Raw genomic sequence first — 26,230 nt, forward strand, 5'->3', positions numbered from 1 at the left:
GCGCATACGCTTCACCGCCGTCGACGGTCCAGGTAGGCGGCGATCGATTCGACGGCCCGGTCGAGCACGTCGTCGTCGGGGAGGCACACGATCCGGAAGTGGTCGGGTTCGGGCCAGTTGAAGCCGGTGCCGTGCGTGACGAGGACGTGCTCGGTCCGCAATAGATCGAGCACGAGGGCTTCGTCGCTGTCGATGCCGAACATGTCCGTGTCGAGTCGGGGGAAGCAGTACAGAGCCCCACGGGGTGGAACGCAGCTCACGCCGGGGATGGCGTTGAGAGCGGCCGACGTTCGCGTCAACTTGCGCGCCAGGGCGCCGCCGGGATCGATGACGTCGGAGCCGAGAGTGGAGCCCTGCGCGAGAGCGACCGGGATCGCGTGCTGTCCGACGACGTTCGGGCAGACCCGCATGTTCGACAGCAGCGTGATCCCCTCGAGGAGATCACCGGCGCGGTCGAGCGGACCGGTCGCGACGACCCATCCGGCTCGGTAGCCGCAGACCCTATAAGACTTAGAGAGTCCGCCGAATGTCAGGCACAGGACGTCGTCGCCCGCAGCGCGCGCGGCGTGGTGATGGCGGGCGTCGTCGAAGACCAGATCCTCGTAGATCTCGTCGCTGAGCAGAACGAGGCCGTGGCGGCGCGCGACATCGGCGATCCCGCGGACCGTCTCCTCGCTGTAGACGGCACCGGTCGGATTGTTCGGATTGATCATCACGAGCGCGGTTGTTCGCGGCGTGACCTTTGACTCGATGTCCTCGACGGACGGGTTCCAGCCGTTCGATTCGTCCGCCAGATAGTGGACCGGCACCCCACCGGTGAGGTTCACCGCGCCGGTCCACGTCGGATAGTCCGGCGCGGGGACCAGGATCTCGTCGCCCGGGTTGACCAGCGCCTGGAGTGTCAGCGTGATGAGCTCGCTCACTCCGTTGCCGAGGAACACGTCGTCGGCGGACACGGTGTCGCCGACGTGCTTGCGGTAGTGGGCGGCGACGGCCTCGCGGGCTTCGGGGATCCCACGTGAATCGGAGTACGCCTGTGCCCGGTTCAGGCCTGCTGCGACAGCGTCGACGATCTCGGGTCGCGCCTCGAGCCCGAACGGGCGCATGTTCCCCAGGTTGAGGCGCAGCACGTCGTGGCCGTCGGCTTCGAGGCGCATGGCCTCGGTGAGAATCGGGCCGCGGACGTCGTAGCGGACGTCGCGGAGGCGGTGAGACTGTTTGTACATCGTCATGGTTCTCATTTCACACGGTAAGTGGATGATCAGATAGATCCACAAATGCGAGATTCAGTAGGACCACTTGTCGATCATTGGCATACTCTCGACGCATGGCTCGCTCACGTGGTTCCGGATCACTGGTGCTGCCCGCTGTCACCGGATCCGAGGATCTGGTGAATGCGATCATCGACCGGATCGCCGACGGCGTGCTTGTCGACGGCGACACCATTCCGTCAAGCCGCGTACTCGCACAGCAGACGGGTCTCTCGAGGGGGACCGTGGTCCGGGCGTTCGACGAATTGGCCGCGGCCGGATTCGTCTCCGCCGAACACGGCTCCGGCACCAAGGTGAGCGCAGGAGCGACGCAAGCGGCCCGCGCGGGGGCTCGTACCCGCGGACGCGGCGTGCCCCAGACGCGCGGCGTCGTCGCACCGCGTCGCGGACGATCACGCAGAGACCTGCGGCCGGGTGTCCCGGATGCGACGTTGGTGGACGATCAGGCATGGCGTCGGGCGGTTCGGGCCGCCGCATCCGCCGGGCTGTCCGGGCTCAATCCCTGGGACGAACCGAGTCCGGCTCTCCAGGCGGCGCTCGCAGTCCACCTGCGGCGGCATCGCGGATTGTCTGCCGCTGAGCCACTGCTGTTCGACAGTTCGCGTTCGTCGATCGCGGCGCTGTGCTGGGCGTTCTCGACATCCCGAAGCGATGGGCGGACGCCGTCGCAGATCCAGTTCCACATCGAGGACCCCGGGTATCGAGGGGCTCTGCTGATGGCTCGAGAGCAGGGCCTCGACGTGCGGTTCCACCCGGCCGATCCCGACGGCATGGACGCCTCCAGGCTCGGCGACGAACCGGGAATCGTCTTCATCACGCCGGCCCACCAGTACCCGCTGGGGCACCGGATGAGCGTCGACCGTCGGGTCGCTCTGGTCGAGTGGGCGCGCCGAACGGGATCGTTGATCGTCGAGGACGACTACGACGGCGAGTTCCGCTATGGCGTGGCGCCGTTGCCTGCTCTGGCCACACTGCCCGGCGGGCGTGAGCACGTGGCGTACGTCGGGACGTCGTCGAAGTCGGTGTCGCCGGACCTGCGGGTGGCGTGGTGTCTCCCGCCCGGCGAGCTGACTCGCGACGTCCAGCGGTGGCTCGCTGTCCACCGACGTGGTCCGTCGGCGCTGCCCGCTGACGCGTTGGCCGAATTCATCACCTCGGGTGCGATGGATCGTCATCTGGCGCGGGCGGCTCGGGTGTACAGCGACCGCCGCTCGAAGTTGGTCGCGGCGCTCGCCGAGGCCTGCCCCGATCTTGAGGTCACCGGAGTCGAAGCGGGCCTGCACCTATGCGTCTTGCTGAGCGACTACGACGACGAGAGCGTCGTCGCCGCACTGGAAGCGACAGGATGGCGGACTCGGTCGTTGAGCAGTCAGTCCGCGGAGCGGCGTGTGTCAGGTCTGGTTCTGAACTACGCACGCCTCACCGGTCGGGACGCGGTGGAGTTCGCCCACACGTTGGAAGAGGTACTCGTCCGTCACCGACCGAGGAAACCGCCGAGCATGCCGCCGACGCCCGCGTCCTGACCCTGACCGGTGCCGCCGATCATTCCGCCCGGAGGCTGCTCGGACGGCTGGACGACGACGAAGCCCTGGCCTGCGAAGGCGAGCGTGAAACGCTCTCCAGTACTGCGGCCCATCAAGGTGCCGAGGCCGAAGCTGTCGTTCGTCTTCACCGATGTCCGAAGGCTCGACGACCACGCGACCGCGGCCTGAGGATCGGCGAAGGTGTCGCCTGCGACGTTCAGGACGACGGGCGTGCCGTTGGTCGTGATCGCGATGCGGCCTCGGCCGGTGAAGACACAGTTGAACATGCCCGCGTTGCTCATCGAACCGGCGCCGTGCATGCGCTCCACGTTGTACTGGAGCGTGGAGTCGAAGGCGAGGACGTTGGCGCCGTTGATCGTCAGACCGTCGGATCCGTCCAGATCGATCAGGTGCACTTCACTCGCGTTGTCGGCGAGGAACAGGTCACCCTGGCCGGTCACCTTCATCAGGGGCACGCCTTCGCCGGTCATCGCCTGCCGCATCATCCGGCCGATGCCGCCCGCGCCGAGCGCCTCGAAGTGCAGATTGCCCTGGTAGGCCACCATCGATCCCTGGCGGGCCATGATCTCGCCGTTCATGCCGACGCGGCACATCTTGCTGCCCTGCTTGGCGATGCCGTGCGACTGCACCTCGGCGTGTGCGGGATTGAACAGTTCGCTCTGCATGGAGGCTCCAGACGGACGGGCGACGGCCGGGTTCGGTACCGGCGCGGCAGGGGCGGGCGGGGTGGGAGTTGGTCTCGGCGGCCATGGCTGCGGGTCGGCGACACGAGGCTGCTGCGGAACGGGATCGGGGTCGTCGACGGTGATGCCGTACGCGGTCGCCAGGCCGGCGAGCCCGGTGTCGTAGCCCTGACCGAGAGCCCTGACCTTCCACGCGTCGCCGCGGCGGTACACCTCGAGGCAGACGACCGCCGTCTCACTGGTCAGTCCGGGGACCACGAAGTCGGCGACGGGGGTGCGGTTCGCGTCGAAAAGAGTGGCCTGCAGAACTCCCGCGGTGGCGAACGACGTGGGTCCCGTGCCGTCGAGACTCGCGGTGACGGCGATCGTCTCGATCGTGCCTTCGACGGCCGTGGTGTCGATGGTGACGACATCCACCTGGCCTTCGTCGCGGTACTGCACTCCGCGAGCCGAGGGTTGGTTGTAGAACACGAAGTCGGCGTCGGAGCGGACCCGCCCCGCACTCGTCAGCAGGAGGGCCGACGTGTTCACCGGAGACGCGCTGCGCACCTGGATGATCACCGTCGACGACGGCAGCGGCTGGTTCTCGCCGGGGGACAGAGATCTCACTCGACTCAGCCTACCGAGGTGCGCGCGCGGCGACCTTTCACGAGATAGACGACGGGCAGGACGCCTGCCGAGTTGACCGCCGAGAGGCCGACCCCCCACAGCCACTTGGGGCCGTTCACCTCGGCGGCGCTCCGGCTCGCGAGATCACGGCCCGCCCACACCCGTAGAGCGGCGTCCAGTGCGCTTCCGGCGATGATCAGACTCTTCTGCCGGGTGGTGAGATCAGTCCACTTCTTCTTGGCCATGCGTGTCTCGCCTTCTCGTCGAACCGGGTCGCCCCCATCGTATTCGGTCGGATGGCAGATACTCGTACACGTGGATGACGGACGGGGTGAACCGTGAGTGCAGCGCAGACGATCGTTCTGGCCGGCGGGATCGACGACGCGGCGTCGCTGGTCCATCAGATCGGCGAGATGGTCGGGGTGGTCGCGTTCGCCGCGTCCGGTGCACTGCTCGCCGTCCGACGGAACCTCGACATCGTCGGCATCGTGTTCCTGGCGGTCACCACGGCGTTGGGCGGCGGAGTGATCCGTGACCTGCTCATCGGCAACACGCCGCCGGTGGCGTTCACCGACTTCGAGTTTCTCGCGGCCGCCGCGGCCACCGGTCTGGTGATCTTCTTCTGGCATCCGCCCGCCATCTTGCAACGATGGCCGCTCGACGTCACCGACGCGGTCGGGCTCGGACTGTTCGTGGTCACCGGCACCGCGGTCGGCTACGCATGGGGGGTCGGTGCACCGGCGGCGGCGCTGCTCGGGCTCACAACGGGCGTGGGCGGCGGCATCATCCGCGACATGCTGTCGGGGAAGGTCCCCGCGATCCTGCGCACCGACGAACCGCTGTACGCGATCCCGGCGTTCATCGGGGCGGTCCTCACCACAACACTGATGCATTTCGACTGGTACCGGCCGTGGATCGGCCTCATCTGTGCGGCGCTGATCACGTCGGACGTCTCGCCGCCTTGAAGTACAGGTGGCACGGGCCGCGACCACACTACGTCGCTCGTCGCGCCCACGACGCCGACGGTCAGTAGCCGGTCGGGTTCACTCCGTGCCTCGCCAGCCATGGCGCGGTGTCGCGAGTCCGGAGCTCGACAGGTGACGGATGTCGCCGCGCGAACCGGTCGGCGGATGCGACGTCGGGTAGACACCCGGGCCGTCGTGAGGCGTGCTCACGCCGCAGGCGTTCGATGGTCTGATGTCGAACATGCACATCGGGGTTATCGTCGTCGAATCGGCGGATGTGACAACCAGGGCCAGGACTGTCACATTTTCGACCTCGGCGGCACGGAGTGGTCGGCACGGCGCGTCGCGGGAACCCGTCGTCAGTGGGACAGCGCGACGGTGAGGAGTACCGCGGAATCGGTGTCCGCGATCAGACCGTGCCGCACGTCGGGGATATCGGTGAGATCGCCCACGACACCCGTCCACTCGCCCTCCTCACAGGTCAAACGCACTGTTCCGCGGAGGACCTGAAGGGTCGCCTCACCTGGACTCTGGTGGTCGGACAGGCGGCTCCCGGCAACGAGGGCAATGACCGTATGGCGCAGCGCATGCTCGGCGTGGCCTCGCACCGTGCGTGCGCTGCGGCCCGACGACTGCGTGCGGGCTTCGGCCAACAGATCGTCGGCGAGCGCGGTGAGGGAGGTGGCCGTCATTGTTCTTCCGTCCGATCGGTTGAGCTGGAGATGCCGAACACAGTGAACAGGCATGCGGCGGAGGCGAAGGCCACCAGAAGCGCGAGGCCGATGGTGTACGAGTGCGTCGTGGCGTTGTACGTCGCGCCCATGACGAGTGGCGGGAAGAATCCGCCGAGGCCTCCCGCTGCGCCCACGATCCCGGTCACCGCGCCGACACGGGTAGGCGGCGCCTCCTTGGCCACCCAGGTGAACACCGCACCGGAACCGAGACCCATCATGATGGCCATCAGTATGAAGTCGACGGCCGCGAGGCCGGAGTCCAACGACGGCTTGGTGATCATCCAGACGGCGAGGACGGCTGCGCCTCCGCAGGAGATCGCGGTGATCAGCCGTGCTCCGAATCGGTCGGACAATGCACCGCCGACGGGCCGAGCGATGACGGCGGCCACTGCGAACGCCGCGGTTCGGGCGCCCGCGGACGCCAGGTCGTGGATGTCGTAGACGTCGTTCAGATATGTCGGCAAGTAGGTGGAGAACGCAACGAAACCGCCGAACGCGGCCGCGTACAAGAACGACATCTGCCAGGTGATGGGCAGTTTGAGCGCGTCGATCAACTTGGGCAGCGGCGGTTCGGTGTTCGGGACGAACGACGGCGCGTCGCGCAGGCCGAACCAGCAGACAGCGGCCATGACGACAAGTGCGACGGCGATGACGATGTGCGCAGCCGTGTATCCGAACCAGGTCACGAACCGCGGTGTGAAGAACGCCGACAACGCAGTTCCGCCCATGCCCGCGCCGAACACGCCGGTGGCGAACCCGCGCCGTGACGGCTCGTACCAGTCGTTGAGGAATGGAATCCCGACGGCGAAGGTGGTGCCGCCGATGCCGAGGAAGAAGCCGATCACCAGAAGCATCGGGTACGACTCGAGACGGCCTGCGACGGCGACCAGCACAACGAACGGCGCAGTCAGCAACAGCAGTGCCGGGAACATCACGCGTCCACCGAAGCGCGGCGTCAGAACACCTGCGACGATGCGCCCGAGCGATCCGACGAGGATCGGGACGGCGACCAGGATCGATTTCTGTGAGGCGGACAATCCGAGATCTGCGGCGTAGCGGACGCCGAGCGGCGCGATCATGTTCCAGGCCCAGAAACTGATCGCGAAGCCGAGCGTCGCGATCACCAGGTTGCGTGTCTGCGCACGCGGGAATGCTGTCGTGGTGGTCATCTGTCCTTGTCCTTCACTCCGATCGGCGCCCACCCGCGTCGAGCAGGTGCATTGCCGGGGGCGGTCCTGGAGTCTCTGCTTCGATAGACGATGTACGGCCGGAACAGGTAGTGGATCGGCGCTGTGAAGATGTGCACGAGCCGGGTGAACGGCACGAGGACGAACATTCCCATGCCGATCACGACGTGGAGATGGAAGCGGAAAGGCGCCGCCTCCATGGCGGTGACGTCGGGATTCAGGAGGAACACCGACCGGAACCACGGGGACACTGTCTCCCGGTAGTTCACGCCTTCCCCGTGCGGATCGATCATTCCGACGACGGTGATGTAGGTGCCTGCCAGCAGCGCTGACACCAGCACGGCGTACATCAACTTGTCGTTGCGCGTGGTCGCCATGAAGACGGGTCCGACGGTGCGGCGTCGATAGATGAGGATCGCGACGCCGACGACCGTCGCCACCGCGGCGATCAAGCCGCCGATGCCCGCGACCGCGTGATACACGGTCTCGGTGATCCCGACGGCGTCGGTCCACGACTGCGGGATCACCAGGCCGACGGCGTGACCTGCGATCACCGCGAGAATCCCGTAGTGGAACAGCGGGGACCCGATGCGTAGCAGCCTGGACTCGTAGAGCTCCGACGACCGGGTGGTCCACCCGAACTTGTCGTAGCGGTATCGCCAGATCGTCCCGCCGATCACCGATGCGAGGGCGAGGTAGGGCAGCACTCCCCACAGGAAGACGTTCATCGGCCGACACCCGCTTCGGTTCCGGTGTGCAACGGCAGCAGCCGAGGATCGAACGGTTCCAGGCCGACGGACTCGGTCTCGGGACTCCGCGGTCGCATGGCCTGGGCCGACGCCCGGTCCGGCGGCGACTGCCCAGGCAGCGTCGCGCACACTGCTGCGAGGACGTGGGCGTACGGCGATGCCTTGTCGAGGAGCGCGAACCGGATCAGTTCCAGTGCACCACGATGCTCGGTCAGCAGTTCCACGCCGCGGACCGGATCCACGCGGGCCGCGAACTCGAGCACGATCGGCAGGTGGTCGGGCAGTTCACCGTGCAGATCGACGACGAACCCCGAGTCCCGGTACAGCCGCTTGAACGACGCCAACGTCTCTCCGCGGCGACGGGTGTCGCCGTCGGACCAATACGAGAGATACAGGGTCTGACGCTGCGACAGATCGAACACGTCGACGTACTGCTGTTGGAGGCGCCCGGAGAGCTGGCCCAGGAACGCATGGAGTTCGTCGGCGGCGGGCCCGCGCGGCTGCTCGCTCAGCGCTGCGTGCAGCATGTCGGCGCGCGAGAACAGATCGTCGTCGGGGTACCGCAGACACATGGACGCGATCAGGTGCGTCACCCGGTGATCGGCGGTCTGGGGGCGAGAGCGCATACGGAACTTCATCGGCTCGCCCTCCTGTCGGGGTACAGCCCGTCGGGTGCGCCGTTGCCGTCCCAGTTCAGCAGGTTGGTGCGGCCGCGCAGTGCGTCGTCGCCGGTCGGGAGGTCGGAGGTCTGTCGCTGCTGCAACGCGTGGAATGTCTCCACCGACACCGGTGTGGGACGGCCGCTCGCCTCGCCGAACGCGCCGGAGTCGTACATGCCCGGCCCTCCGTCGTAGTCGAGGGAGCACGCGAGCTCCTCCAACTCGGACGCCTGCTCGTGATGAGCGGTCGGAATCACGTATCGGTCCTGGTACTTGGCGATCGCGAGCAACCGGTACATCTCGTACATCGTCTGCTCGGACATGCCGACCGACGCTGGAATCGACGCGTCCGGTTCCCGGCCGAGGTTGATGTCCCTCATGTACGAGCGCATCGCGGCCAGCACTTTCAACACGTGCTCGACGGTCCCGACGTCGCCCGCGGTGAACAACTCGGCGAGGTACTCGAGCGGGATCCGCAGGGTGTCGATCGCTCCGAACAGGTTGTGCGGGTCCTCGGCATCGTGCCCCTGCTCGGACAGCAGGTCGACGATCGGGGACAGCGGAGGGACGTACCAGACCATCGGCATCGTCCGGTACTCCGGATGCAGGGGCAACGCGATCCGATACTTCTTGGCGAGTGCGTAGACGGGACTGCGGCGGGCCGCGTCGAGCCAGTCGTCGGCGATTCCGCACGCCTTGGCGTCGGCGATCACCTGCGGATCGGTCGGATCGAGCATGAGACCCAGCTGCGCCTCGTACAGATCTTTGTCGTCGACCGATGCGGCCTCGGTGACGCGGTCGGCGTCGTACAGCACCAGCCCGATGTAGCGCAGCCGCCCGACACACGTCTCGGCGCAGACTGTGGGCTGCCCGACTTCGATGCGCGGGTAACAGAACGTGCACTTCTCGGCTTTGCCCGACCGGTGATTGAAGTAGATCTTCTTGTACGGGCAGCCGGTCACGCACTGCCGCCAGCCTCGGCACCGGTCCTGGTCGACCAGCACGATGCCGTCCTCAGACCGTTTGTAGATCGCCCCCGACGGGCACGAGGCCATGCACGACGGATTGAGGCAGTGTTCGCAGATCCGCGGCAGGTAGAACATGAACGTCTGCTCGTAGGAGAACTTGATCGCCGCCTCCGACTCGGCGCGCAGCTTCGCGACGATCGGATCGAGTTCGGCCGCGTCGGGACCGCCGCCCAGGTTGTCGTCCCAGTTCGCCGACCACGTGACCTTGGTGTCCTCGCCGGTGATCAACGACTTGGGTCGGGCGACCGGGAAGTCGTCGCCCAGGGGAGCGTTGACGAGCTTCTCGTAGTCGTAGGTCCACGGTTCGTAGTAGTCGTCGAGTGTCGGTTGCACCGGACTGTGGAAGATCGTCAGCAGCTTCTTCAACCGCCCGCCCGCCCGCAGGCGGAGCTTTCCCTGGTTGTTGAGAGTCCATCCGCCGCGCCAGGCGTCTTGGTCTTCGTACCGTCGGGGATATCCCTGCCCCGGGCGAGTCTCGACGTTGTTGAACCACACGTACTCGGTGCCTGCCCGATTGGTCCACGCCTGTTTGCACGTGACCGAACACGTGTGGCAGCCGATGCACTTGTCGAGGTTCATCACCATCGCGACCTGCGCCATCACTCGCATCAGTACGTCACCTCCTGGCTGCGCTTGCGGATCGTCGACACCACGTCCCGTTGGTTGCCGGTCGGTCCGAGATAGTTGAACGCGTACGAGAGTTGTGCGTAGCCGCCGATCAGGTGCGACGGCTTCACGAGCAGCCGAGTGGCCGAATTGTGGATGCCGCCGCGCCGTCCCGTCGCCTCCGACTTCGGGACGTCGATCGTCCGCTCCTGCGCGTGATGGACGTAGCAGACGCCTGCGGGCATGCGGTGACTGACGACGGCTCGTGCCACGTACACGCCGTTCGCATTCACGCACTCGATCCAGTCGTTGTCGGCGACGTCGATCGACGCCGCGTCCTCCGCCGACAACCAGCACGTCGGGCCGCCGCGGGAGAGCGACAGCATCAGCAGGTTGTCCTGGTACTCGGAGTGAATCGACCACTTGTTGTGCGGCGTGAGGTACCGCAGCGTGATCTCCCGTTCCCCGGTCGGCCCGAGCTTCGGTTCGCCGAACAGTCGATGCATGTCGAGCGGCGGGCGGTAGATCGGCAACTGTTCGCCGATGTCGATCATCCAGTCATGGTCGAGGTAGAAGTGCATCCGCCCGGTGAGGGTGTGGAACGGCTTGTCACGCTCTATGTTCACGGTGAACGGCGCATAGCGCCGCCCGCCGGTCTCCGAACCCGACCACTCCGGTGAGGTGATCACGGGCACCGGTGCGGCCTGGGTGTCGGCGAACCGGATCCGCTTCTCCTCCGAACCCGCGGCGAGGTCGACGAGTTCCCTGCCGACTCGCTTCTCGAGTTTCTCGAATCCGTCGACCGCCAGTTGTCCGTTCGTGGTTCCGGAGAACAGCAGGATCGCTTCGGCGAGTTTCGCATCGGTGTCGATGGCCGGGCGTCCCTGACCGGGACCGGACGGCATCACTCCGTTCGACGCGGCGAGCGTCGGGATCTGTGATCCGACATCGTAAGTGATGTTCTTGACCGTGAAACCGAGGTCGTCGGCGAGTGGACCCACCGTGGCGAGCTTGTCTGCGATGGCGGTGTAGTCGCGCTCGACGAGCGCGAACGTCGGCATGTTGACCCCCGGCCTCCCGGGATTTCCCGACTCGCGCCAGTCGACGACTCGACCGTGGGGTTGTGCGGTCTCGCCGGGTGTGTCGTGCTGGACGGGCGTGCTGACCAGATCGTGACGAGTGCCGAGGTGGACTTCCGCCTGCTTCGAGAACTCCTGCGCGAGCAGATGGAACAGGTCGAAGTCGGTCTTGGCCTCCCACGCCGGGTCGATCGCCGGGCTGAAGGCGTGCACGAACGGGTGCATGTCCGTCGAGCTCAAGTCGTGTTTCTCGTACCAGGTGGCAGCAGGCAGGACGATGTCCGAGAGCAGCGTGGTGCTCGTCATCCGGAAGTCTGCGGACAACAGCAGGTCGAGCTTGCCCTCCGGTGCTTCGTCGTGCCATCGGACCCCGGTCGGGTGCGGGGTCTCCGGGTTCTCGGTGCCGAGCACATTGTGGTGTGTGCCGAGCAGGTGACGCAGGAAGTACTCGTTGCCTTTGGCCGATGACCCGAGCAGGTTCGATCGCCACAGGACCAGAGTCCGAGGCCAGTTCTCCTCCGCGTCGACGTCGGAGATCGCAGGTGTCAGCGTGCCGTCTCGCAAGCGTTCGGCGACGTACGACGCGGCGTCGGGCGCCTCACCGGCGTCGACCGCGCCGCGAGCGCTCTCGGCGACGTCGAGCGGGTTGTCGCTGAACTGCGGATAGAAGGGCATCCAGCCCAGTGCCGCCGACTGCGCGATCGCATCGGCGGTGTGCATTCCGTCGAGCGTGCCTCGCGACAGCGGTGAGGCGAGGGTCGACGTGGAGTACCCGTCATTGCGCCACTGGTCGGTGTGCATGTACCAGAACGACGTACCCGGCTGGGTACGTGGCGGCCGGGACCAGTCGAGGCCGTTGGCGAGGGAGATCCACCCGGTGATCGGACGGCATTTCTCCTGGCCGACGTAGTGGGCCCACCCGCCTCCGTTGCGGCCCATGCTGCCGGTGAGCAGCAGCATCGACAGGATGGCCCGGTAGGTCGCGTCCCCGTGGAACCACTGGCAGATTCCTGCCCCCATGATGATCATCGAGCGGCCGCGGGACTGCTCGGCGTTGGTCGCGAACTCGCGGGCGACGCGGATCGCGGCCTCGGCTGGCACACTCGTGATCTCGGCCTGCCACGCAGGCGTGTACGGGCTGGTCGGGTCGTCGTATCCGGTGGGCCACCGGCCGGGAAGCCCGTCGCGACTGACTCCGTATTGAGCCAGCATCAAGTCGAAGACGGTAGTGACCAGGTGGCCGTGCACGCGCCGGGCCGGGACTCCACGGACGATCACCGTTCCGCTGCCGTCGGGGGCGTCGAACGAAGGGAAGCTCACCTCCAGCGGTTCATGGTCGACGTCGAACAAGCTCATCAACGGCGTGACGCCCTGCAGGTCGAGATTCCACCTGCCCTCGCCAGACTCCGCGTACCGGAACCCCAAGGATCCGTTCGGGACCACCGGGTCGCCCGTCGCCGCGTCGATGAGCACGGGCTTCCACTGTTCTTCGGACGCCTGCCCGCCACCGTCGAGTTCGTCCGCGGTCACGAACTTGCCGGGGACCAGGGAGCCGTTGTGCTCCTCGAGGCGGATCAGGAACGGGAGATCGGTGTATTTGGCCGCGTACTCGGAGAAGAACGGTGTCTGCTTCTCGACGTAGAACTCACGAAGGATCACGTGCCCCATGGCCATCGCGAGGGCGGCGTCCGTACCCGCTTGCGCGGGAAGCCACTCGTCGGCGAACTTCGTGTTGTCGGCGTAGTCGGGGGAGACCGTCACGACCTTGGTGCCTCGGTAGCGCACCTCGGCCATCCAGTGGGCATCCGGTGTGCGGGTGACTGGGACATTGGAACCCCACATCATCAGATATGACGCGTCCCACCAGTCGCCGGACTCGGGGACGTCGGTCTGGTCGCCGAACACCTGGGGGCTCGCCACCGGAAGGTCGGCGTACCAGTCGTAGAACGACGTCATGACGCCGCCGATCAACTGGATGAACCGGGTGCCGACACAGTGGCTGACCATCGACATGGCGGGGATGGGAGAGAAGCCGGTGCATCTGTCAGGGCCATGGGTCTTGATGGTGTGCACGTGTGCGGCGGCGGCCATCTCGATCGCTTCGTCCCAGGAGACGCGGACCAGCCCGCCTTTGCCGCGTGCTCGCTGGTAGGAGCGCCGTCGAATCGGGTCGCCGACGACGTCGGCCCACGCGAGCACCGGGTCGCCGCCGAGGCGGCGCTTCGCCTCCCGGAACATCTCGACGAGCACACCGCGGGCGTACGGGTGTCGCACCCTCGTGGGTGAGTACGTGTACCAGGAGAATGCCGCGCCTCGCGGGCAGCCGCGCGGCTCGTACTCTGGGCGGTCTGGGCCGACGGACGGGTAGTCGGTCTCCTGCGTCTCCCAGGTGATGATGCCGTCCTTGACGTACACCTTCCACGAGCAGGATCCGGTGCAGTTCACTCCATGGGTGGACCGGACCACCTTGTCGTGGCTCCACCGATCGCGATAGAAGACGTCGCCTGCTCGTCCGCCTTCGCGGAAGACGGCTCTGCCGTCTCCCGTCTCGTCCCACCTCGTGAAGAATCGACCCACGTCGAGCAGCGCTTGCGCCGCTGGACCCTGCACATCGTGAGACGTCGGCATACTGGGGACGTTAGGCCCAGTCTGCGTAGTTCGTGTGCACTCGGGCAGAAGTAGGGACGAAAGGCTCACTTGACAGCGTTCCGCTGACCGCAAATTATGAACGGTGTTCGAAATTGTGTCGACAACCGACGGGCGACGCGTGGTCACCAGAAGGGAGTTCTGATGCGTCGTGCACCACTCGTGATCGCAGCGCTGATGGCGATCCTGGCCGTCATCGGCGCAGCCGTGGCCGTCACCGAGTTCGACCGATCCGCCTCGCAACAGTGCCTGTCTGGGAAGCTCCTGTATGAGGCTCCCGACGCCGAAGCAGGCACCGACCTCCCGGTCGTCTCCGCGCCGGCTCGTCGAATCGACTGGGAAATGGTCGAGCACGATGGCGACGGTCCACGCGTGGTGGATCGCGGACGAACCGGCCTGGACGGTCGATGGCGTGCATGTGCCGAGGGGGACGTGGCGCACAGCATGCGTTTCCTCTCATCGAGTTCGGCGACCGAGGTCGCCGTCGTCGGGGCGACGGACGGTGACGTGCTGTCGTTCGACACGAAGACGACATCCGGGACGCGTGACTTCGGCGACCTCGTCGTCGGGGATGACATTGCCCCGTCACAGGCGTGGAAGGTCGTCGACACAGTCGGGATGCTGTACGACGCGCGCAGCACCGGGCGCCCCGGGTGCTGGACGAACCTGACCTGCGATCGGCTGGTCATCAGGTGGGCGGTCGAACCAGGATCGGAGGACTCGTACTTCGATGAGGCGTCGAACCAGGTGATTCTCGGTCACAAGGACGCGCAATCCAAGCACGTCATCATTCACGAGGCCGCCCACTGGTTCCAGTACAACGTCCAAGGTCCCGAGAACACGCCCGTGGTCACCGATTGCGAGCACCACGAGGCCGCCGTCGCCACGTCCACGACGTGCGCCTGGACCGAGGGATTCGCGGTCGCGACTTCCGCCCACTTCCTCGGCGACACGCGGCATGTGTTCGACGACGGTGAAGAGGTCGACGTCAGAGGCCTCGGAGAGATCGCTGGTTGGGACGACGGCGATGAGGTCGAAGGTCGCGTCGCGGGGTCGCTCCTGGACATCTGGGACCGGGTGGACGCGGGAGACTGGTCCAGCTCGGTAGACGTCCTGGCGCAGCCGCTGACCGACTTCCGGGATTACTTCGACGCCCGCGTCGTCCGCGATCCGGAGCTGGAGGACCAGATCGTCGCGGTCCTCGCCGACCACACGATCGACTATCGCTGACCGGCCGGGACTGCCGGCCGGCGGAGAACGTGGCACTATCGCAGAATGCATTTCACGCCTGCGGACACCGAGAAACTCCTCTTGTCGGTGGCGGGCATGGTCGCCCGGGACCGCCGCGACCGCGGGGTGAAGCTCAACTACCCGGAAGCCGTCGCTTTGCTGACGACGTGGGTGCTCGAGCGCGCTCGGGAAGGCGTCCCGGTCACCGAACTGATGGAGACCGGTCGATCGGTGCTCGGGCGAGACGAAGTGATGCCGGGTGTCGCCGAGATGATCGACGACGTTCAGATCGAGGCGACGTTCCCGGACGGCCGCAAGCTCGTCACCATTCATCACCCGATCGACTGAGGAGACGGCAATGGCTTCGACCCCACGTTCCTCCGGCCCCGGCGCGGTCCGGGTGAAGCCGGGAACCATCGAATTGAACGCTGACCGGACAGCGGACGAGAGGCGCGAGATCGTCGTCGTCAACACCGGAGACCGGCCGGTCCAGATCGGATCCCACCTCCATCTCCCCGACGCCAACACCGCCCTGGACTTCGACCGCGGCGCCGTCGAAGGCTTCCGACTCGATGTCCCGTCGGGCACGTCTGTGCGATTCGAACCCGGGGCGTCCAAGCGTGTGGCAGCCGTCGCCTTCCGTGGACATCGTCTCGTTCCCGGCATCGTGATCCGAACCGAAGGACAGTGCAGCTGATGGTGAGCATCGATCGTGGCACATACGCGTCGCTGTACGGTCCGACAGCCGGAGACCAGGTTCGTCTCGGCGACACCGATCTCTGGATCGAGATCGAACGTGATCACACAGTCGGCGGCGAGGAGGCAGTGTTCGGCGGAGGAAAGTCGATCCGCGAATCGATGGCGCAGTCGACCGTCCCGAGCAGTGCGGGGGCGCTCGACACCGTCATCACCAACGTCATCGTCCTCGACTGGTGGGGAATCGAACGCGCCGACGTCGGAATCAAAGACGGCCGGATCATCGGCGTCGGGCGGTCGGGAAACCCGGACATCGCCGACGGCGTTCACCCCGACCTGGTGATCGGGCCCTCCACCGACGTCATCGCGGGCGAAGGCAAGATCCTGACCGCGGGTGGTATCGACTCCCACGTCCACTTCCTCTCCCCGTCACAGGCTCACGAAGCACTCGCCACCGGCCTCACCACGCTGATCGGCGGCGGAACCGGGCCGTCCGAGGGGTCGAAGGCGACCACGGTGACACCCGGACCGTGGCACCTGCACCAGATGCACCGCGCGCTCGATGCGCTGCCGGTGAACATCCTCCTGCTCGGCAAGGGCAACACGGTGTCGTGGAGAGGCCTGGAAGAAGAGGCCCTCGGCGGGGCCGCCGGGTACAAGGTCCACGAGGACTGGGGGTCGACGCCCGCCGCGATCGACGCGTCTCTGCGTGCGGCTCAGGAGTGGGGCCTGCAGGTGGCGCTGCACTCGGATTCGCTCAACGAGGCGGGCTTCGTCGACTCGACAGTCGACGCGATCGCGGGTCGGAGCATCCACGCGTTCCACGTCGAAGGCGCTGGCGGCGGTCACGCACCAGACATCCTGTCGATCGCAAGTCTGCCGAACGTCCTGCCGGGATCCACCAATCCGACCCTTCCACACACGGTGAACACTGTCGCCGAACACCTCGACATGCTCATGGTGTGTCATCACCTGAACCCCGCGGTGCCCGAGGATCTGGCGTTCGCCGAGTCACGGATCCGTGCGACGACGATCGCGGCGGAAGATATCCTCCACGACGTCGGCGCACTGTCGATCACGTCGTCGGACGCACAGGCGATGGGCCGGATCGGTGAGGTCATCACCCGCACATGGCAGGTCGCGCACGTGATGAAGAATCATCGCGGACGGCTCGATGAGCCGGGCGGCGACGTCGCCGACAACCTGCGGGCCAAACGGTACGTCGCGAAGTACACGATCAATCCCGCAGTCGCGCACGGGATCGACCACGAAGTCGGGTCGATCGAGATAGGCAAGCTCGCCGACCTCACCCTGTGGGATCCGCGGTTCTTCGGCGTCCGGCCGTCCATCGTGATCAAGGGCGGAAGCATCGTCTGGGGCGCCCTCGGTGATCCGAACGCGTCGATACCGACCCCGCAGCCCGTCCTGATGCGCCCGACCTTCGGCGACGCGATCGGCGCGGATCTGTCCCTCACATTCGTGTCGCCGTACGCACTCGACGACGGTCTCGCCGGGCGGCTGGGGCTGCGTCGCCGACTCGCTGCGCTGAAGGACACCCGGGCCACCGGAAAAGCCGACATGAAAGTCAACGACGCGCTGCCGACGATCGACATCCGACCCGACACGTTCGAGATCGCGATCGACGAAGCCGTCGTCACACCTGCACCGGCTGACGTCCTCCCGTTGGCGCAGCTGTACACGATGTTCTGATGGGATCGTCGACCCTGGTCGCGATGTTGTTGGCCGACGGCAGGCTGCCGACCGGTGGACACGCCTACTCTGCGGGACTGGAACCCGCGATGATGGGCGGGCTCCCGGCGTCATCGGTCCCGGAGTTCCTCCGCGCGCGGGCTGTCACGTCGTCGCGTGTGGAGGCCGGGACCGCTGTCGCGGCCCGTCATGCAGTGCTCACCGGCGCGGACGTCCGGTCGGTCGACGCCGCGTGGGCGGCGCGCACGCCCGCACCCGCGGTGCGCGACGCGTCGATCGCACAGGCCAGGGGATACCTCCGGTTGGCGGTCCGCTTGTGGCCTGCTGCCTCGTCCCTGGCGCAGATGCGGGGCGCGTCGTGGTCGCCGAGCAGGTCCGTCGTGGTCGGCGCCATCGCTGCGGAGGCCGGGCTGGGCGCCGACGAACTCGTGCGGGTGGTGATCTACGACGAGGCGGCCACCGCGGCCGGAGCGCTGTTGAAGCTCGATCCGCGGGATCCCGCAGAGACGACGAAGTGGATCCTCGACACGTGCGAGTACGCCGAACATCAGGTCGCGAGTCTCTCGACCATCACCGAACCGGCCGGGATTCCCGGCGCCGGGACCCCGCAGAGCGAAGAGTGGGCACAGCGGCACTCGCGCGCGACGCATCGGCTGTTCCGTGCCTGAGCCGGTGCTCCGCGCCACGGTCGGGGTGACCGCCGCACCCGGCCGTGCCCGTGTCGCTCTCTCGGCGGCAGTCGGCGCGACACTGGTCCCGAGACTCCTGCACCGCACCGAGAACTCCGCGCGTGTTGCACTCGTCGCGGGCGGCGCAATGATCCTCGGCGGCGACACCATCAGCCTCGACATCCACGTCGGCGCCGGCTGTCTCCTCGAACTCAGCGAGGTCGGCGGGACCGTCGTGTACAACGCGGACGGCGTCGAATCCTGGTGGACCACCCGAATCGTTCTCGACGACGGCGCCAGGCTCGTCTGGCGCGGCCTGGAGACGGTGATCTCCGACGGCGCCGACCTGCACCGCCGGACCGACATCACGATGGCCGAGTCGGCCCGCGCGGTGATCCGGGAGGTCACCGTGTTCGGCCGATCCGGCGAGCGTGGCGGCAGGCTTCTTCTCGAGAGCGCCGTCACCTGCGGCGACACTCCGCTCCTGGTGGAGTCGCTCGACGTTCGCGGTGATCGTCCGCAGCCCGGAGTGCTCGGCAGACATCGGGTGATGGAGTCGGTCCTGCTCGCGGGAATCCGCGACAGCCGATCATCCGACGTCGACGCCTGCGATGTGATGGACCTGGCGGGTCCTGGCGCATTGGCGCGTCACCTCGGCGAACACCTGCACGAGAGTCCACTCGATCCGACATGGGACCGATGGACGAGAACCCTGATGGAGGACCTCACATGACGTCGACGACTCGTACCGGGACAGTCCGCGATCCGGGCTGGCGGTGGGCGGTCGGAGTGATCGTCGGCCTGCATCTCCTCGGATGGGGTGCTCTGCTGCTGCTGGTCCTGCCGTCCGGGGTCAGCTACTCGACGAGTGGGCCTGCGGCCCTCGCCGTCGGCCTCAGCGCGTACGCGCTCGGTCTCCGGCACGCGTTCGACGCCGATCACATCGCCGCCATCGACAACACCACGCGTCGGTTCGTCGACCGCGGACGCCCGGCGTCGACCGTCGGGCTGTGGTTCTCTCTCGGCCACTCGTCGGTGGTGTTCCTGCTGTGTCTGGCACTCGTCGTCGGGATCGGGGCGCTCGGTCGGGCCGTGTCCGACGAGGAGTCCGGCCTGCACCAGTTCACCGGTGTGTGGGGCCCGATGGTGTCGTCGATCTTCCTCGTGGTGATAGCGGTGATCAACGTGTGGTCGCTGCGTCGCAGAGACACGGACGACGCCGCGCCCGGCGGTCTGATGTGGCGTCTGCTGGGTCGTTTCGAGGCCGCCGTCGACCGTCCGACGCGCATGTACGGCGTCGGTTTCGTGTTCGGATTCGGGTTCGACACAGCCACCGAGATCGGCCTGCTCGCATTGGCCGGGACCGCGACACTCGGCGCTGTCCCCTGGTGGGCCGTGCTCACACTCCCGATCCTGTTCGCGGCGGGAATGTCGTTGCTCGACACCGTGCAGGGAGCGGTGATGCGCCGCGCCTACCAGTGGTCGCCCGCGGGGGAGCGGTCGCGACTCTTCTCGTACAGCGCGTTGATGACGTGGATATCCGCGGCGGTCGCCATCGCGATCGCCGGAGTCCAACTGTCGGCCCTCGCAGTCGACGAGTTCGGCTGGCACGGCCTCTTCGCGTGGATCGGCGGCGCCGACCTCGAAACACTCGGATTCTGGTTGACGGGAGTCCTCCTCGCCATCTGGGCCGCAGTCTTCGTCGCGTCGCGGCGCGACCTGCTGCCCAACAGAACTAGCTGAACTAGCTAAGAAGGATGGCAGATTGGCTAGTTGTTACTTGCTCACGATCCATCCGTTCATCGACGGCAACGGACGGATTGCGCGGGCACTGACGAATGTCCTTCTTCACGACGTCGGGTACGACGTCACGCGGTACGTCTCGTTGGAGGTATCCATCGCGAAGTCTGCGGATGGGTACTACGCCTCGTTGCTGGCATCGACGGCCGGCTGGCACGACGCTGAGCACGATCCCTGGCCGTGGCTCCGATACTTCATCGGACTTGTCTCCGCGACATACGCGGAGTTCGCGGCGGTGACGGGGGCCGCCCGATCAAGTGGGAGCAAACAGGAACGTGTTCGTGAGTACGTGCTCAGCCATGCGCCGTCGGTGTTTCGGATCGCGGATGTGAGAACTGCGCTTCCGGGGGTCTCGGATCAGACCATCCGGATCGCATTGAACGCGCTCCGTTCCGAAGGGTTGGTCGAGGTCGACTCTGTCGGGCGCGGCGCGACCTGGACACGTCGATGAGCTGTCGTTGCCATCCGCCCGTAACAACGCGGCGCGTTCTGTATCGCCGACGAAACACTTCCGCACCGTCGTCGTGACACCACCTGCATAACTTTCCTCTCACCGGAATGTTTCTGGCGGTGAGTGGAGGTTTGATGACGGATCAGTTGACGCGGGTCGCACCCGCGCAGGGCGCCGAATCAGGTGCGCTGAAGGAGACCCTGGAGGACTACACCCTGCGGTTCGCGCCGCGCAGCTACCGCAAGTGGAGCGGTGCGGTCGTCGCGACGTCGGCGCTGGGTGGCATCGCCTACCTCGCCGACTTCTCGATCGGCGCCAACATCGGCATCGCGCACGGCACCGGCAACGCGTTGTGGGGCATCGGCCTGTTCGCCGCGGTCATCATCGCGACGGGCATCCCTCTCGCGTACTACGCGGCCCGCTACAACCTCGACCTGGACCTGATCACGCGCGGCAGCGGGTTCGGCTATTACGGTTCGGTCGTCACGAACTTGATCTTCGCGTCGTTCACCTTCATCTTCTTCGCCCTCGAGGGCTCGATCATGGCGCAGGGTCTGCACCTCGGCTTGTCCGTCCCGTTGCCGGTCGGATATCTGGTGTCGACGCTGATCGTCCTCCCGCTGGTCATCTACGGCATGAAGGCGCTCGCCAAACTCCAGGTGTGGACGACGCCGTTGTGGCTGGTCATGATGGTCGGGCCGCTGATCTATCTGCTGGCGGCACATCCCGGTTCGGTGAGTGAATTCCTCGCGTTCTCCGGTGTCGACGAGAACGGCGCACCTCGCGGCGAAGGCGTCAGCTGGGCGGGCATCATGCTCTGCGCAGGCGTCTGCCTGTCGCTGATCGCTCAGATCGCCGAGCAGATCGACTACCTGCGCTTCATGCCGCCGAAGACTCCGGAGAACAAGCGCCGCTGGTGGTCCGCCGTGCTGATCGCAGGCCCGGGCTGGGTGCTGTTCGGCGCGGTCAAGCAGATCGTCGGTCTGTTCCTCGCCGTCTACCTGATCGCCAACGTCGCCGACGGCGCGGGCATCGCGAACCAGCCTGTTCACCAGTTCCTGATCACCTACGAGGAGATGATGCCGCACTGGCTGGCGATGACCCTCGCCGTGATCCTCGTGGTCATCTCGCAGATCAAGATCAACGTCACCAACGCCTACTCCGGCTCGCTGGCCTGGACCAACTCGTTCACGCGCGTCACCAAGACTTACCCGGGACGCCTGGTGTTCGTCGTGGTGAACCTGGTCATCGCGCTCGTTCTCATGGAAGCGAACATGTTCAGCTTCCTGTCGGAGCTGCTGAACTTCTACGCGAACTGCGGCATCGCCTGGATCGTGGTGGTCGCCACCGACATCGTCGTCAACAAGTACCTGCTCGGCATCAGCCCCAAGCACCCGGAGTTCCGCCGCGGCATGCTGTACGCGGTCAATCCAGTGGGCTTCGTGTCCGTGATCGTCGCCGCCGGCGCGTCGATCGCAGTGTTCTTCGGACTGTTCGGCGACGGCATCGCGCCATTCTCGCCGCTGGTGGCCGCCGTCCTCGCGATGCTGCTGCCTCCGATCCTGGCGGTCGCGACCAAGGGGCGCTACTACCTGCGTCGCACCGATGACGGGATCGATCTCCCGATGTACGACGAGCACGGCAACCCCAGCGACGAGAAGCTGCTGTGCTGTGTCTCCGGCGTCGAGTTCGAACGCCCCGACATGTTGGCCTCCGCGGTCCCCGCGGCCGACGGCTCCAAGCAGTACATCTCCTCGCTGGCCCTGGCCTGCGACAAGACCGGACTTCACGTGCTCCCGGCACAGAAGTAGGACTTGCTCCGAGCCGCGTGACCGCTATGTGGTCACGCGGCTCGGAGCAAGGTGCAGGACGGTGAGCGGCACGGGTGCGGTCGGCCTGTCCATCCGCCTTTGCGGAGCCCGATCGCAACCTTCTCGGCAGTGCTGCACGCGCGATTGCGGACCTGTCCGTATCCGATCCGATAGGTACGGCGGTCTGCGTGGACGGCCGCGTCGAGGTCGCGTTCCATGTCGCGGTCCCGCGACACCGCGTCGGCGTGGCCGAGCCGCCCGTCGAGTTCCACGACTACGCCCCATTCGGGATAGTCGAGGTCGCGAAATCCGGGCCGACCGACGCCGGTAGGAGCCTGACGCAGAGGAGCGGGCAGTCCGTGGGCACGTTCGACGGCGGTCAGATACTCGTGCTCGAGGACCGAGCAGGTCCCGGCGTGCACATCATCCAGGACGTCCCTGATGAACCTGCCGTTCCGGGTGCGGCAGCGCGCGTCGAGTGCGGCCAGCAGCCTCATCGCGGTGGTCCGCCGCGACCCGACCGCGTCGGACAGGACCGCGATCACTTCCACCGCCGTCGTCGCGTCGGCTGCGAGATCGATGACCGTCTGCTCAAGTCGCACCCGCGGCGGAGCGACGGTCGCGACAACCGCGTCGTCGTAGTCGGAGCGGTAGTGGACGACGATCCCGTCCACCCGCCGAAGGTTCCGTCGGGCGTCGACCGCGACATGGATCGGCCCGGCCGTCGAACCCCTCCCGGTGAGCAACATCCACGCTGACCGGTGTGACAACGCGGACGGCCAGGTGTGCAGGAGCGCGCACCACGCGCGTCGCCGCAATCGCTGTCGGACGTACGCCGAGTCGAGGCCGCAGTCGAGCACCTGGCGTCGGCTCACCACCCCGGACTGATCGTGAATCACCTGGTCCAGGCGCGCCAACGCCCGCTGATCGTCCCCCATCCGCTCAGTGTGAACCAGAGCGGCGATGAAAACGAGACCCATCCGGCGATCTGTGGATACCGGACAGTAGCCCTTGTTCCGAGCCTCGTGACCAATATGTGGTCACTGGGCTCGGAGCGAGCAGTGAACGATGCCGCAGGCCCGCCGATTCGACTCTGGCCAGCAAGTTCCCTACACTTGTGTGGTTGCCCGGGTGAAGTGTGCCCCCGGGAGCCACAACTTCATAGCTCACGGGTGCCGGCGAAAAGCCAATGGCATCGGTAGGCGAGAACAATGCACAACTATCCACTTCGTGGAAGGCCCACCGGCGAACAGGCGGAGAAATCCGCAGGTCACTGCTGTATGGGAACCGCTACGAGAAAGGTTGACGGTCAACAACCATGACCATGACTGATCCGATCGCAGACTTCCTGACACGTCTGCGCAACGCCAACTCGGCGTTCCACGACGAGGTGAGCCTCCCGTCGTCGAAGATCAAGGTGAACATCGCCGAGATCCTCAAGCGCGAGGGTTACATCACCGACTTCAGCGTCGAAGACGCAGAGGTCGGCAAGAAGCTCGTCGTCACCCTGAAGTACGGCCCGAGCCGGGAGCGCAGCATCGCTGGTCTCCGCCGCGTCTCGAAGCCGGGTCTCCGGGTGTACGCGAAGTCCACCAATCTGCCTAAGGTCCTGGGCGGCCTCGGCGTGGCGATCATCTCCACGTCGTCCGGTCTGCTCACTGATCGCCAGGCTAAGAACCAGGGCGTTGGCGGCGAAGTCCTCGCCTACGTCTGGTAGGGGAGCGTAGAAACAATGTCGCGTATTGGTAAGAATCCCATCGCAATTCCCGCCGGTGTCGACGTCACGATCGACGGCCAGGACGTGAAGGTCAAGGGCCCGAAGGGCGAACTGAACCTCACCGTCTCCGAGCCGATCACCGTGACGAAGGAAGAGAACTCCATCGTCGTCGCCCGGCCCAACGACGAGCGCCGCAGCCGTGCCCTGCACGGCCTCTCGCGCACTCTCGTCAACAACCTCGTGATCGGTGTCACGCAGGGCTACACCACGAAGATGGAGATCTTCGGTGTCGGCTACCGCGTCGCAGCCAAGGGCAAGGACCTCGAGTTCGCTCTCGGCTACAGCCACCCCGTGCCGATCGAGGCACCGGAAGGCATCACCTTCGCAGTGGAATCGCCCACCAAGTTCTCGGTCTCGGGCATCGACAAGCAGCAGGTGGGCCAGATCTCGGCGAACATCCGCCGCCTGCGTCGCCCCGACCCGTACAAGGGCAAGGGCGTCCGCTACGAAGGCGAGCAGATCCGCCGCAAGGTCGGAAAGGCGGGTAAGTAAGACATGAGTGAAACAACCGTTCGTAAGCCCATCGGCAAGGACGTCTCGACCCGTCGTCGCACCGCGACCAAGCGTCGTCACTTCCGCCTGCGCAAGAACATCTCCGGCACGGCAGAGCGTCCGCGCATGGCAGTCAAGCGCAGCAGCCGTCACATCCACGTGCAGCTCATCGACGATCTGACCGGTCGCACCCTGGCAGCAGCCAGCACCATCGAGGCCGACGTCCGCGCAGCCGGTGGCGACAAGTCGGCTCAGGCAGCCAAGGTCGGAGAGCTCGTCGCAGCTCGCGCCAAGGCCGCAGGCGTCGAAGCCGTCGTCTTCGACCGCGGTGGCAAGGCGTACCACGGCCGCATCGCGGCTCTGGCCGACGCCGCCCGCGAGGGAGGCCTGAGCTTCTAATGATGATCACGATCGACATGACCAACAACGGAGGGGACATCTGATGCCCGGACGTCAGCGTGACGGCGGCAACGGACCCGCCGGAAACAACAACAGCAACGCCAACGGTGGCAACGAGCGCGGCCGCGGCCGCGGCGATCGTCGCGACAACCGCGGCGGACGCGAGCGCGAGGAGAAGAACCACCTCGAGCGCGTCGTCACCATCAACCGCGTCTCGAAGGTCGTCAAGGGCGGCCGTCGCTTCAGCTTCACCGCTCTCGTCGTCGTCGGTGACGGCCAGGGAATGGTCGGCGTCGGCTACGGCAAGGCCAAGGAAGTCCCCGCGGCGATCCAGAAGGGTGTCGAGGAGGCTCGTAAGAGCTTCTTCCGCGTCCCGCTGATCGGCGGCACCGTGACCCACCCCGTCCAGGGTGAGGCCGCAGCAGGCGTCGTCATGCTCCGCCCGGCCAGCTCGGGTACCGGTGTGATCGCCGGTGGCGCCGTTCGCGCCGTCCTCGAGTGTGCAGGCGTCACCGACGTTCTCGCGAAGAGCCTCGGCTCGGACAATGCGATCAACGTCGTCCACGCCACGGTCGCCGCACTGAAGATGCTGCAGCAGCCTGAAGAGGTCGCTGCTCGTCGCGGATTGACCGTCGAAGAGGTCACCCCTGCCGGCATGCTGCGCGCACGCGCCGCTGCCGCCGCGAACAAGGGAGCATAACCATGGCTGAACTCAAGATCACCCAGATCAAGGGCACCATCGGTACCAAGAAGAACCAGCGTGACAGCCTGCGCACCCTTGGTCTCAAGGGCATCCGCCAGACCGTCACCCGCGAGGACACGCCGATCAACCGCGGTCTCATCAACGTGGTCCGTCACCTCGTGACAGTCGAAGAGGTTTAAGTCATGACCATCAAGCTGCACCACCTTCGCCCCGCACCGGGTGCGAAGACCGAGAAGACCCGCGTGGGTCGCGGTGAGGGCTCGAAGGGTAAGACCGCAGGCCGCGGCACCAAGGGCACCAAGGCGCGCAAGAACGTCCCAGCACGTTTCGAGGGCGGCCAGATGCCGCTGCACATGCGTCTGCCGAAGCTCAAGGGCTTCACCAACCGCAACCGCGTGGAGTACCAGGTCGTCAACGTCGGCGATCTGTCCGCACTGTTCCCCGAGGGCGGCACCATCGGTGTCGACGAGCTCGTGGCAGCCGGTGCCGTTCGCAAGAACGAACTGGTCAAGGTGCTGGGCGAAGGCGAACTGACCGTTGCGGTGAACATCACCGCCAACAAGTTCTCCGGCTCCGCCAAGGAGAAGATCGTCGCCGCCGGCGGCACCGCCACCGAGCTGTAAAGACGTCGGTGAATCTCTGATCACGCCGGTCAGGTGAGCAAACGCGGGACGTACGCCGTCCTGTGGGTGCTCACCTGACCGTCGCTGATTGGATGACTGTTAGAGTTCGT

At 66.4% G+C, this 26,230-nt stretch carries 28 protein-coding genes; 17 read left to right on the top strand and 11 right to left on the bottom strand.

Annotated features, from left to right (window positions below):
- Positions 1–11: 11 nt before the first annotated feature.
- Positions 12–1,232: an aminotransferase class I/II-fold pyridoxal phosphate-dependent enzyme gene (locus tag WFK36_RS02200; protein WP_336789287.1), complete on the bottom strand. Its 1,221-nt coding sequence runs from the start codon at positions 1,230–1,232 to the stop codon at positions 12–14.
- A gap of 95 nt (positions 1,233–1,327) precedes the next feature.
- On the opposite strand from WFK36_RS02200, the gene WFK36_RS02205 reads away from it, so the two are divergent.
- Positions 1,328–2,794, top strand: a complete 1,467-nt coding sequence (locus WFK36_RS02205; RefSeq protein ID WP_336789289.1) for an aminotransferase-like domain-containing protein — start codon at positions 1,328–1,330, stop codon at positions 2,792–2,794.
- Here WFK36_RS02205 and WFK36_RS02210 read toward each other — a convergent pair.
- Positions 2,746–4,116, bottom strand: a complete 1,371-nt coding sequence (locus WFK36_RS02210) for an AIM24 family protein (protein WP_336790933.1) — start codon at positions 4,114–4,116, stop codon at positions 2,746–2,748. The two genes, WFK36_RS02205 and WFK36_RS02210, sit on opposite strands and share 49 nt — an antisense overlap.
- Positions 4,113–4,352, bottom strand: a complete 240-nt coding sequence (locus WFK36_RS02215; protein WP_008375965.1) for a hypothetical protein — start codon at positions 4,350–4,352, stop codon at positions 4,113–4,115. Before WFK36_RS02215 ends, WFK36_RS02210 begins: the two co-directional genes overlap by 4 nt.
- Positions 4,353–4,445: 93 nt before the next feature.
- On the opposite strand from WFK36_RS02215, the gene WFK36_RS02220 reads away from it, so the two are divergent.
- Positions 4,446–5,072 (top strand): trimeric intracellular cation channel family protein, encoded by a 627-nt coding sequence (locus WFK36_RS02220; protein ID WP_336789292.1) that lies wholly within the window; start codon positions 4,446–4,448, stop codon positions 5,070–5,072.
- Positions 5,073–5,150: 78 nt separating this feature from the next.
- On the opposite strand, the gene WFK36_RS02225 is transcribed toward WFK36_RS02220, so the two are convergent.
- From WFK36_RS02225 to WFK36_RS02255, 7 genes are all read right to left on the bottom strand, one after another.
- The gene (locus WFK36_RS02225; protein ID WP_336789294.1) at positions 5,151–5,282 is read right to left on the bottom strand and encodes a hypothetical protein; all 132 of its coding nucleotides are present in this window, start codon (positions 5,280–5,282) and stop codon (positions 5,151–5,153) included.
- Between the two features lie 149 nt (positions 5,283–5,431).
- A complete protein-coding gene (locus tag WFK36_RS02230; protein ID WP_336789297.1) occupies positions 5,432–5,764 on the bottom strand; it encodes a cupin domain-containing protein in 333 nt (110 codons plus the stop codon).
- Positions 5,761–6,975 (bottom strand): MFS transporter, encoded by a 1,215-nt coding sequence (locus WFK36_RS02235; protein ID WP_336789299.1) that lies wholly within the window; start codon positions 6,973–6,975, stop codon positions 5,761–5,763. The genes WFK36_RS02230 and WFK36_RS02235 overlap by 4 nt, the downstream gene beginning before the upstream one ends.
- The gene (gene narI / locus WFK36_RS02240) at positions 6,972–7,721 is read right to left on the bottom strand and encodes a respiratory nitrate reductase subunit gamma (protein WP_336789301.1); all 750 of its coding nucleotides are present in this window, start codon (positions 7,719–7,721) and stop codon (positions 6,972–6,974) included. Before narI ends, WFK36_RS02235 begins: the two co-directional genes overlap by 4 nt.
- Positions 7,718–8,380 carry a nitrate reductase molybdenum cofactor assembly chaperone gene (narJ, locus tag WFK36_RS02245; protein ID WP_336789303.1) on the bottom strand — a complete coding sequence of 221 codons (663 nt, stop codon included), beginning with the start codon at positions 8,378–8,380 and terminating at the stop codon, positions 7,718–7,720. Before narJ ends, narI begins: the two co-directional genes overlap by 4 nt.
- Positions 8,377–10,038, bottom strand: coding sequence for a nitrate reductase subunit beta (gene narH / locus WFK36_RS02250; protein WP_336789305.1), 1,662 nt, complete (start codon positions 10,036–10,038; stop codon positions 8,377–8,379). Before narH ends, narJ begins: the two co-directional genes overlap by 4 nt.
- Complete coding sequence (locus tag WFK36_RS02255) at positions 10,038–13,742, bottom strand: nitrate reductase subunit alpha (protein WP_336789307.1); 3,705 nt, start codon at positions 13,740–13,742, stop codon at positions 10,038–10,040. Before WFK36_RS02255 ends, narH begins: the two co-directional genes overlap by 1 nt.
- A 162-nt stretch (positions 13,743–13,904) precedes the next feature.
- Here WFK36_RS02255 and WFK36_RS02260 point away from each other — a divergent pair, with 162 nt between their 5' ends.
- The 9 genes from WFK36_RS02260 (at position 13,905) to WFK36_RS02300 (ending at position 22,126) form a co-directional block, all read left to right on the top strand.
- On the top strand, positions 13,905–14,990 hold the full coding sequence (locus WFK36_RS02260) for a hypothetical protein (protein WP_336789309.1): 1,086 nt from the start codon (positions 13,905–13,907) through the stop codon (positions 14,988–14,990).
- Positions 14,991–15,035: 45 nt separating this feature from the next.
- A complete protein-coding gene (locus tag WFK36_RS02265) occupies positions 15,036–15,338 on the top strand; it encodes an urease subunit gamma (protein WP_336789311.1) in 303 nt (100 codons plus the stop codon).
- A 10-nt stretch (positions 15,339–15,348) separates the two neighbouring features.
- Entirely contained in the window at positions 15,349–15,687 is a 339-nt protein-coding gene (ureB, locus tag WFK36_RS02270; protein ID WP_336789313.1) for an urease subunit beta, read from the top strand.
- Positions 15,687–17,396, top strand: coding sequence for an urease subunit alpha (locus WFK36_RS02275; protein WP_336789315.1), 1,710 nt, complete (start codon positions 15,687–15,689; stop codon positions 17,394–17,396). The genes ureB and WFK36_RS02275 overlap by 1 nt, the downstream gene beginning before the upstream one ends.
- Complete coding sequence (locus WFK36_RS02280; RefSeq protein WP_336789317.1) at positions 17,396–18,064, top strand: urease accessory protein UreF; 669 nt, start codon at positions 17,396–17,398, stop codon at positions 18,062–18,064. The genes WFK36_RS02275 and WFK36_RS02280 overlap by 1 nt, the downstream gene beginning before the upstream one ends.
- Complete coding sequence (locus WFK36_RS02285; RefSeq protein WP_008375951.1) at positions 18,057–18,797, top strand: urease accessory protein UreD; 741 nt, start codon at positions 18,057–18,059, stop codon at positions 18,795–18,797. Before WFK36_RS02280 ends, WFK36_RS02285 begins: the two co-directional genes overlap by 8 nt.
- Positions 18,794–19,807 (top strand): HoxN/HupN/NixA family nickel/cobalt transporter, encoded by a 1,014-nt coding sequence (locus WFK36_RS02290; RefSeq protein WP_008375950.1) that lies wholly within the window; start codon positions 18,794–18,796, stop codon positions 19,805–19,807. Before WFK36_RS02285 ends, WFK36_RS02290 begins: the two co-directional genes overlap by 4 nt.
- 22 nt (positions 19,808–19,829) lie before the next feature.
- Entirely contained in the window at positions 19,830–20,315 is a 486-nt protein-coding gene (locus WFK36_RS02295) for a Fic family protein (RefSeq protein ID WP_336789320.1), read from the top strand.
- A 134-nt stretch (positions 20,316–20,449) separates the two neighbouring features.
- Positions 20,450–22,126, top strand: a complete 1,677-nt coding sequence (locus WFK36_RS02300; protein WP_336789322.1) for a purine-cytosine permease family protein — start codon at positions 20,450–20,452, stop codon at positions 22,124–22,126.
- Between the two features lie 32 nt (positions 22,127–22,158).
- Here WFK36_RS02300 and WFK36_RS02305 read toward each other — a convergent pair whose 3' ends face one another.
- Positions 22,159–23,064 (bottom strand): hypothetical protein, encoded by a 906-nt coding sequence (locus WFK36_RS02305; RefSeq protein ID WP_336789324.1) that lies wholly within the window; start codon positions 23,062–23,064, stop codon positions 22,159–22,161.
- 380 nt (positions 23,065–23,444) lie between these two features.
- Between WFK36_RS02305 and rpsH the strand changes: the two genes are divergently transcribed.
- Genes rpsH through rplO form a run of 6 tightly spaced genes read left to right on the top strand, consistent with a single transcriptional unit; the run spans position 23,445 to position 26,120 of the window.
- Positions 23,445–23,843, top strand: coding sequence for a 30S ribosomal protein S8 (gene rpsH / locus WFK36_RS02310; RefSeq protein WP_008375945.1), 399 nt, complete (start codon positions 23,445–23,447; stop codon positions 23,841–23,843).
- Positions 23,844–23,858: 15 nt separating this feature from the next.
- Complete coding sequence (gene rplF / locus WFK36_RS02315) at positions 23,859–24,395, top strand: 50S ribosomal protein L6 (protein ID WP_336789326.1); 537 nt, start codon at positions 23,859–23,861, stop codon at positions 24,393–24,395.
- Between the two features lie 3 nt (positions 24,396–24,398).
- Positions 24,399–24,794, top strand: a complete 396-nt coding sequence (rplR, locus tag WFK36_RS02320; protein WP_008375942.1) for a 50S ribosomal protein L18 — start codon at positions 24,399–24,401, stop codon at positions 24,792–24,794.
- 43 nt (positions 24,795–24,837) lie between these two features.
- Positions 24,838–25,494, top strand: a complete 657-nt coding sequence (gene rpsE, locus WFK36_RS02325) for a 30S ribosomal protein S5 (RefSeq protein WP_008375941.1) — start codon at positions 24,838–24,840, stop codon at positions 25,492–25,494.
- Positions 25,495–25,496: 2 nt separating this feature from the next.
- The gene (gene rpmD, locus WFK36_RS02330) at positions 25,497–25,676 is read left to right on the top strand and encodes a 50S ribosomal protein L30 (RefSeq protein ID WP_006895590.1); all 180 of its coding nucleotides are present in this window, start codon (positions 25,497–25,499) and stop codon (positions 25,674–25,676) included.
- 3 nt (positions 25,677–25,679) lie between these two features.
- Positions 25,680–26,120: a 50S ribosomal protein L15 gene (rplO, locus tag WFK36_RS02335; RefSeq protein ID WP_336789330.1), complete on the top strand. Its 441-nt coding sequence runs from the start codon at positions 25,680–25,682 to the stop codon at positions 26,118–26,120.
- The last annotated feature ends 110 nt before the right edge of the window (positions 26,121–26,230 follow it).

Source organism: Gordonia malaquae, from assembly GCF_037148075.1.
GTDB classification, from domain to species: domain Bacteria; phylum Actinomycetota; class Actinomycetes; order Mycobacteriales; family Mycobacteriaceae; genus Gordonia; species Gordonia malaquae.

What these genes read in the sequence shown, in the direction of transcription:
- WFK36_RS02200 (WP_336789287.1), bottom strand. Translation starts at nt 1,232, where the DNA reads ATGACGATGTACAAACAGTCTCACCGCCTCCGCGACGTCCGCTACGAC.
- WFK36_RS02205 (WP_336789289.1), top strand. Translation starts at nt 1,328, where the DNA reads ATGGCTCGCTCACGTGGTTCCGGATCACTGGTGCTGCCCGCTGTCACC.
- WFK36_RS02215 (WP_008375965.1), bottom strand. Translation starts at nt 4,352, where the DNA reads ATGGCCAAGAAGAAGTGGACTGATCTCACCACCCGGCAGAAGAGTCTG.
- WFK36_RS02230 (WP_336789297.1), bottom strand. Translation starts at nt 5,764, where the DNA reads ATGACGGCCACCTCCCTCACCGCGCTCGCCGACGATCTGTTGGCCGAA.
- WFK36_RS02235 (WP_336789299.1), bottom strand. Translation starts at nt 6,975, where the DNA reads ATGACCACCACGACAGCATTCCCGCGTGCGCAGACACGCAACCTGGTG.
- narI (WP_336789301.1), bottom strand. Translation starts at nt 7,721, where the DNA reads ATGAACGTCTTCCTGTGGGGAGTGCTGCCCTACCTCGCCCTCGCATCG.
- narJ (WP_336789303.1), bottom strand. Translation starts at nt 8,380, where the DNA reads ATGAAGTTCCGTATGCGCTCTCGCCCCCAGACCGCCGATCACCGGGTG.
- narH (WP_336789305.1), bottom strand. Translation starts at nt 10,038, where the DNA reads ATGCGAGTGATGGCGCAGGTCGCGATGGTGATGAACCTCGACAAGTGC.
- WFK36_RS02255 (WP_336789307.1), bottom strand. Translation starts at nt 13,742, where the DNA reads ATGCCGACGTCTCACGATGTGCAGGGTCCAGCGGCGCAAGCGCTGCTC.
- WFK36_RS02260 (WP_336789309.1), top strand. Translation starts at nt 13,905, where the DNA reads ATGCGTCGTGCACCACTCGTGATCGCAGCGCTGATGGCGATCCTGGCC.
- WFK36_RS02265 (WP_336789311.1), top strand. Translation starts at nt 15,036, where the DNA reads ATGCATTTCACGCCTGCGGACACCGAGAAACTCCTCTTGTCGGTGGCG.
- ureB (WP_336789313.1), top strand. Translation starts at nt 15,349, where the DNA reads ATGGCTTCGACCCCACGTTCCTCCGGCCCCGGCGCGGTCCGGGTGAAG.
- WFK36_RS02275 (WP_336789315.1), top strand. Translation starts at nt 15,687, where the DNA reads ATGGTGAGCATCGATCGTGGCACATACGCGTCGCTGTACGGTCCGACA.
- WFK36_RS02280 (WP_336789317.1), top strand. Translation starts at nt 17,396, where the DNA reads ATGGGATCGTCGACCCTGGTCGCGATGTTGTTGGCCGACGGCAGGCTG.
- WFK36_RS02290 (WP_008375950.1), top strand. Translation starts at nt 18,794, where the DNA reads ATGACGTCGACGACTCGTACCGGGACAGTCCGCGATCCGGGCTGGCGG.
- WFK36_RS02300 (WP_336789322.1), top strand. Translation starts at nt 20,450, where the DNA reads ATGACGGATCAGTTGACGCGGGTCGCACCCGCGCAGGGCGCCGAATCA.
- WFK36_RS02305 (WP_336789324.1), bottom strand. Translation starts at nt 23,064, where the DNA reads ATGGGGGACGATCAGCGGGCGTTGGCGCGCCTGGACCAGGTGATTCAC.
- rpsH (WP_008375945.1), top strand. Translation starts at nt 23,445, where the DNA reads ATGACCATGACTGATCCGATCGCAGACTTCCTGACACGTCTGCGCAAC.
- rplF (WP_336789326.1), top strand. Translation starts at nt 23,859, where the DNA reads ATGTCGCGTATTGGTAAGAATCCCATCGCAATTCCCGCCGGTGTCGAC.
- rplR (WP_008375942.1), top strand. Translation starts at nt 24,399, where the DNA reads ATGAGTGAAACAACCGTTCGTAAGCCCATCGGCAAGGACGTCTCGACC.
- rpsE (WP_008375941.1), top strand. Translation starts at nt 24,838, where the DNA reads ATGCCCGGACGTCAGCGTGACGGCGGCAACGGACCCGCCGGAAACAAC.
- rpmD (WP_006895590.1), top strand. Translation starts at nt 25,497, where the DNA reads ATGGCTGAACTCAAGATCACCCAGATCAAGGGCACCATCGGTACCAAG.
- rplO (WP_336789330.1), top strand. Translation starts at nt 25,680, where the DNA reads ATGACCATCAAGCTGCACCACCTTCGCCCCGCACCGGGTGCGAAGACC.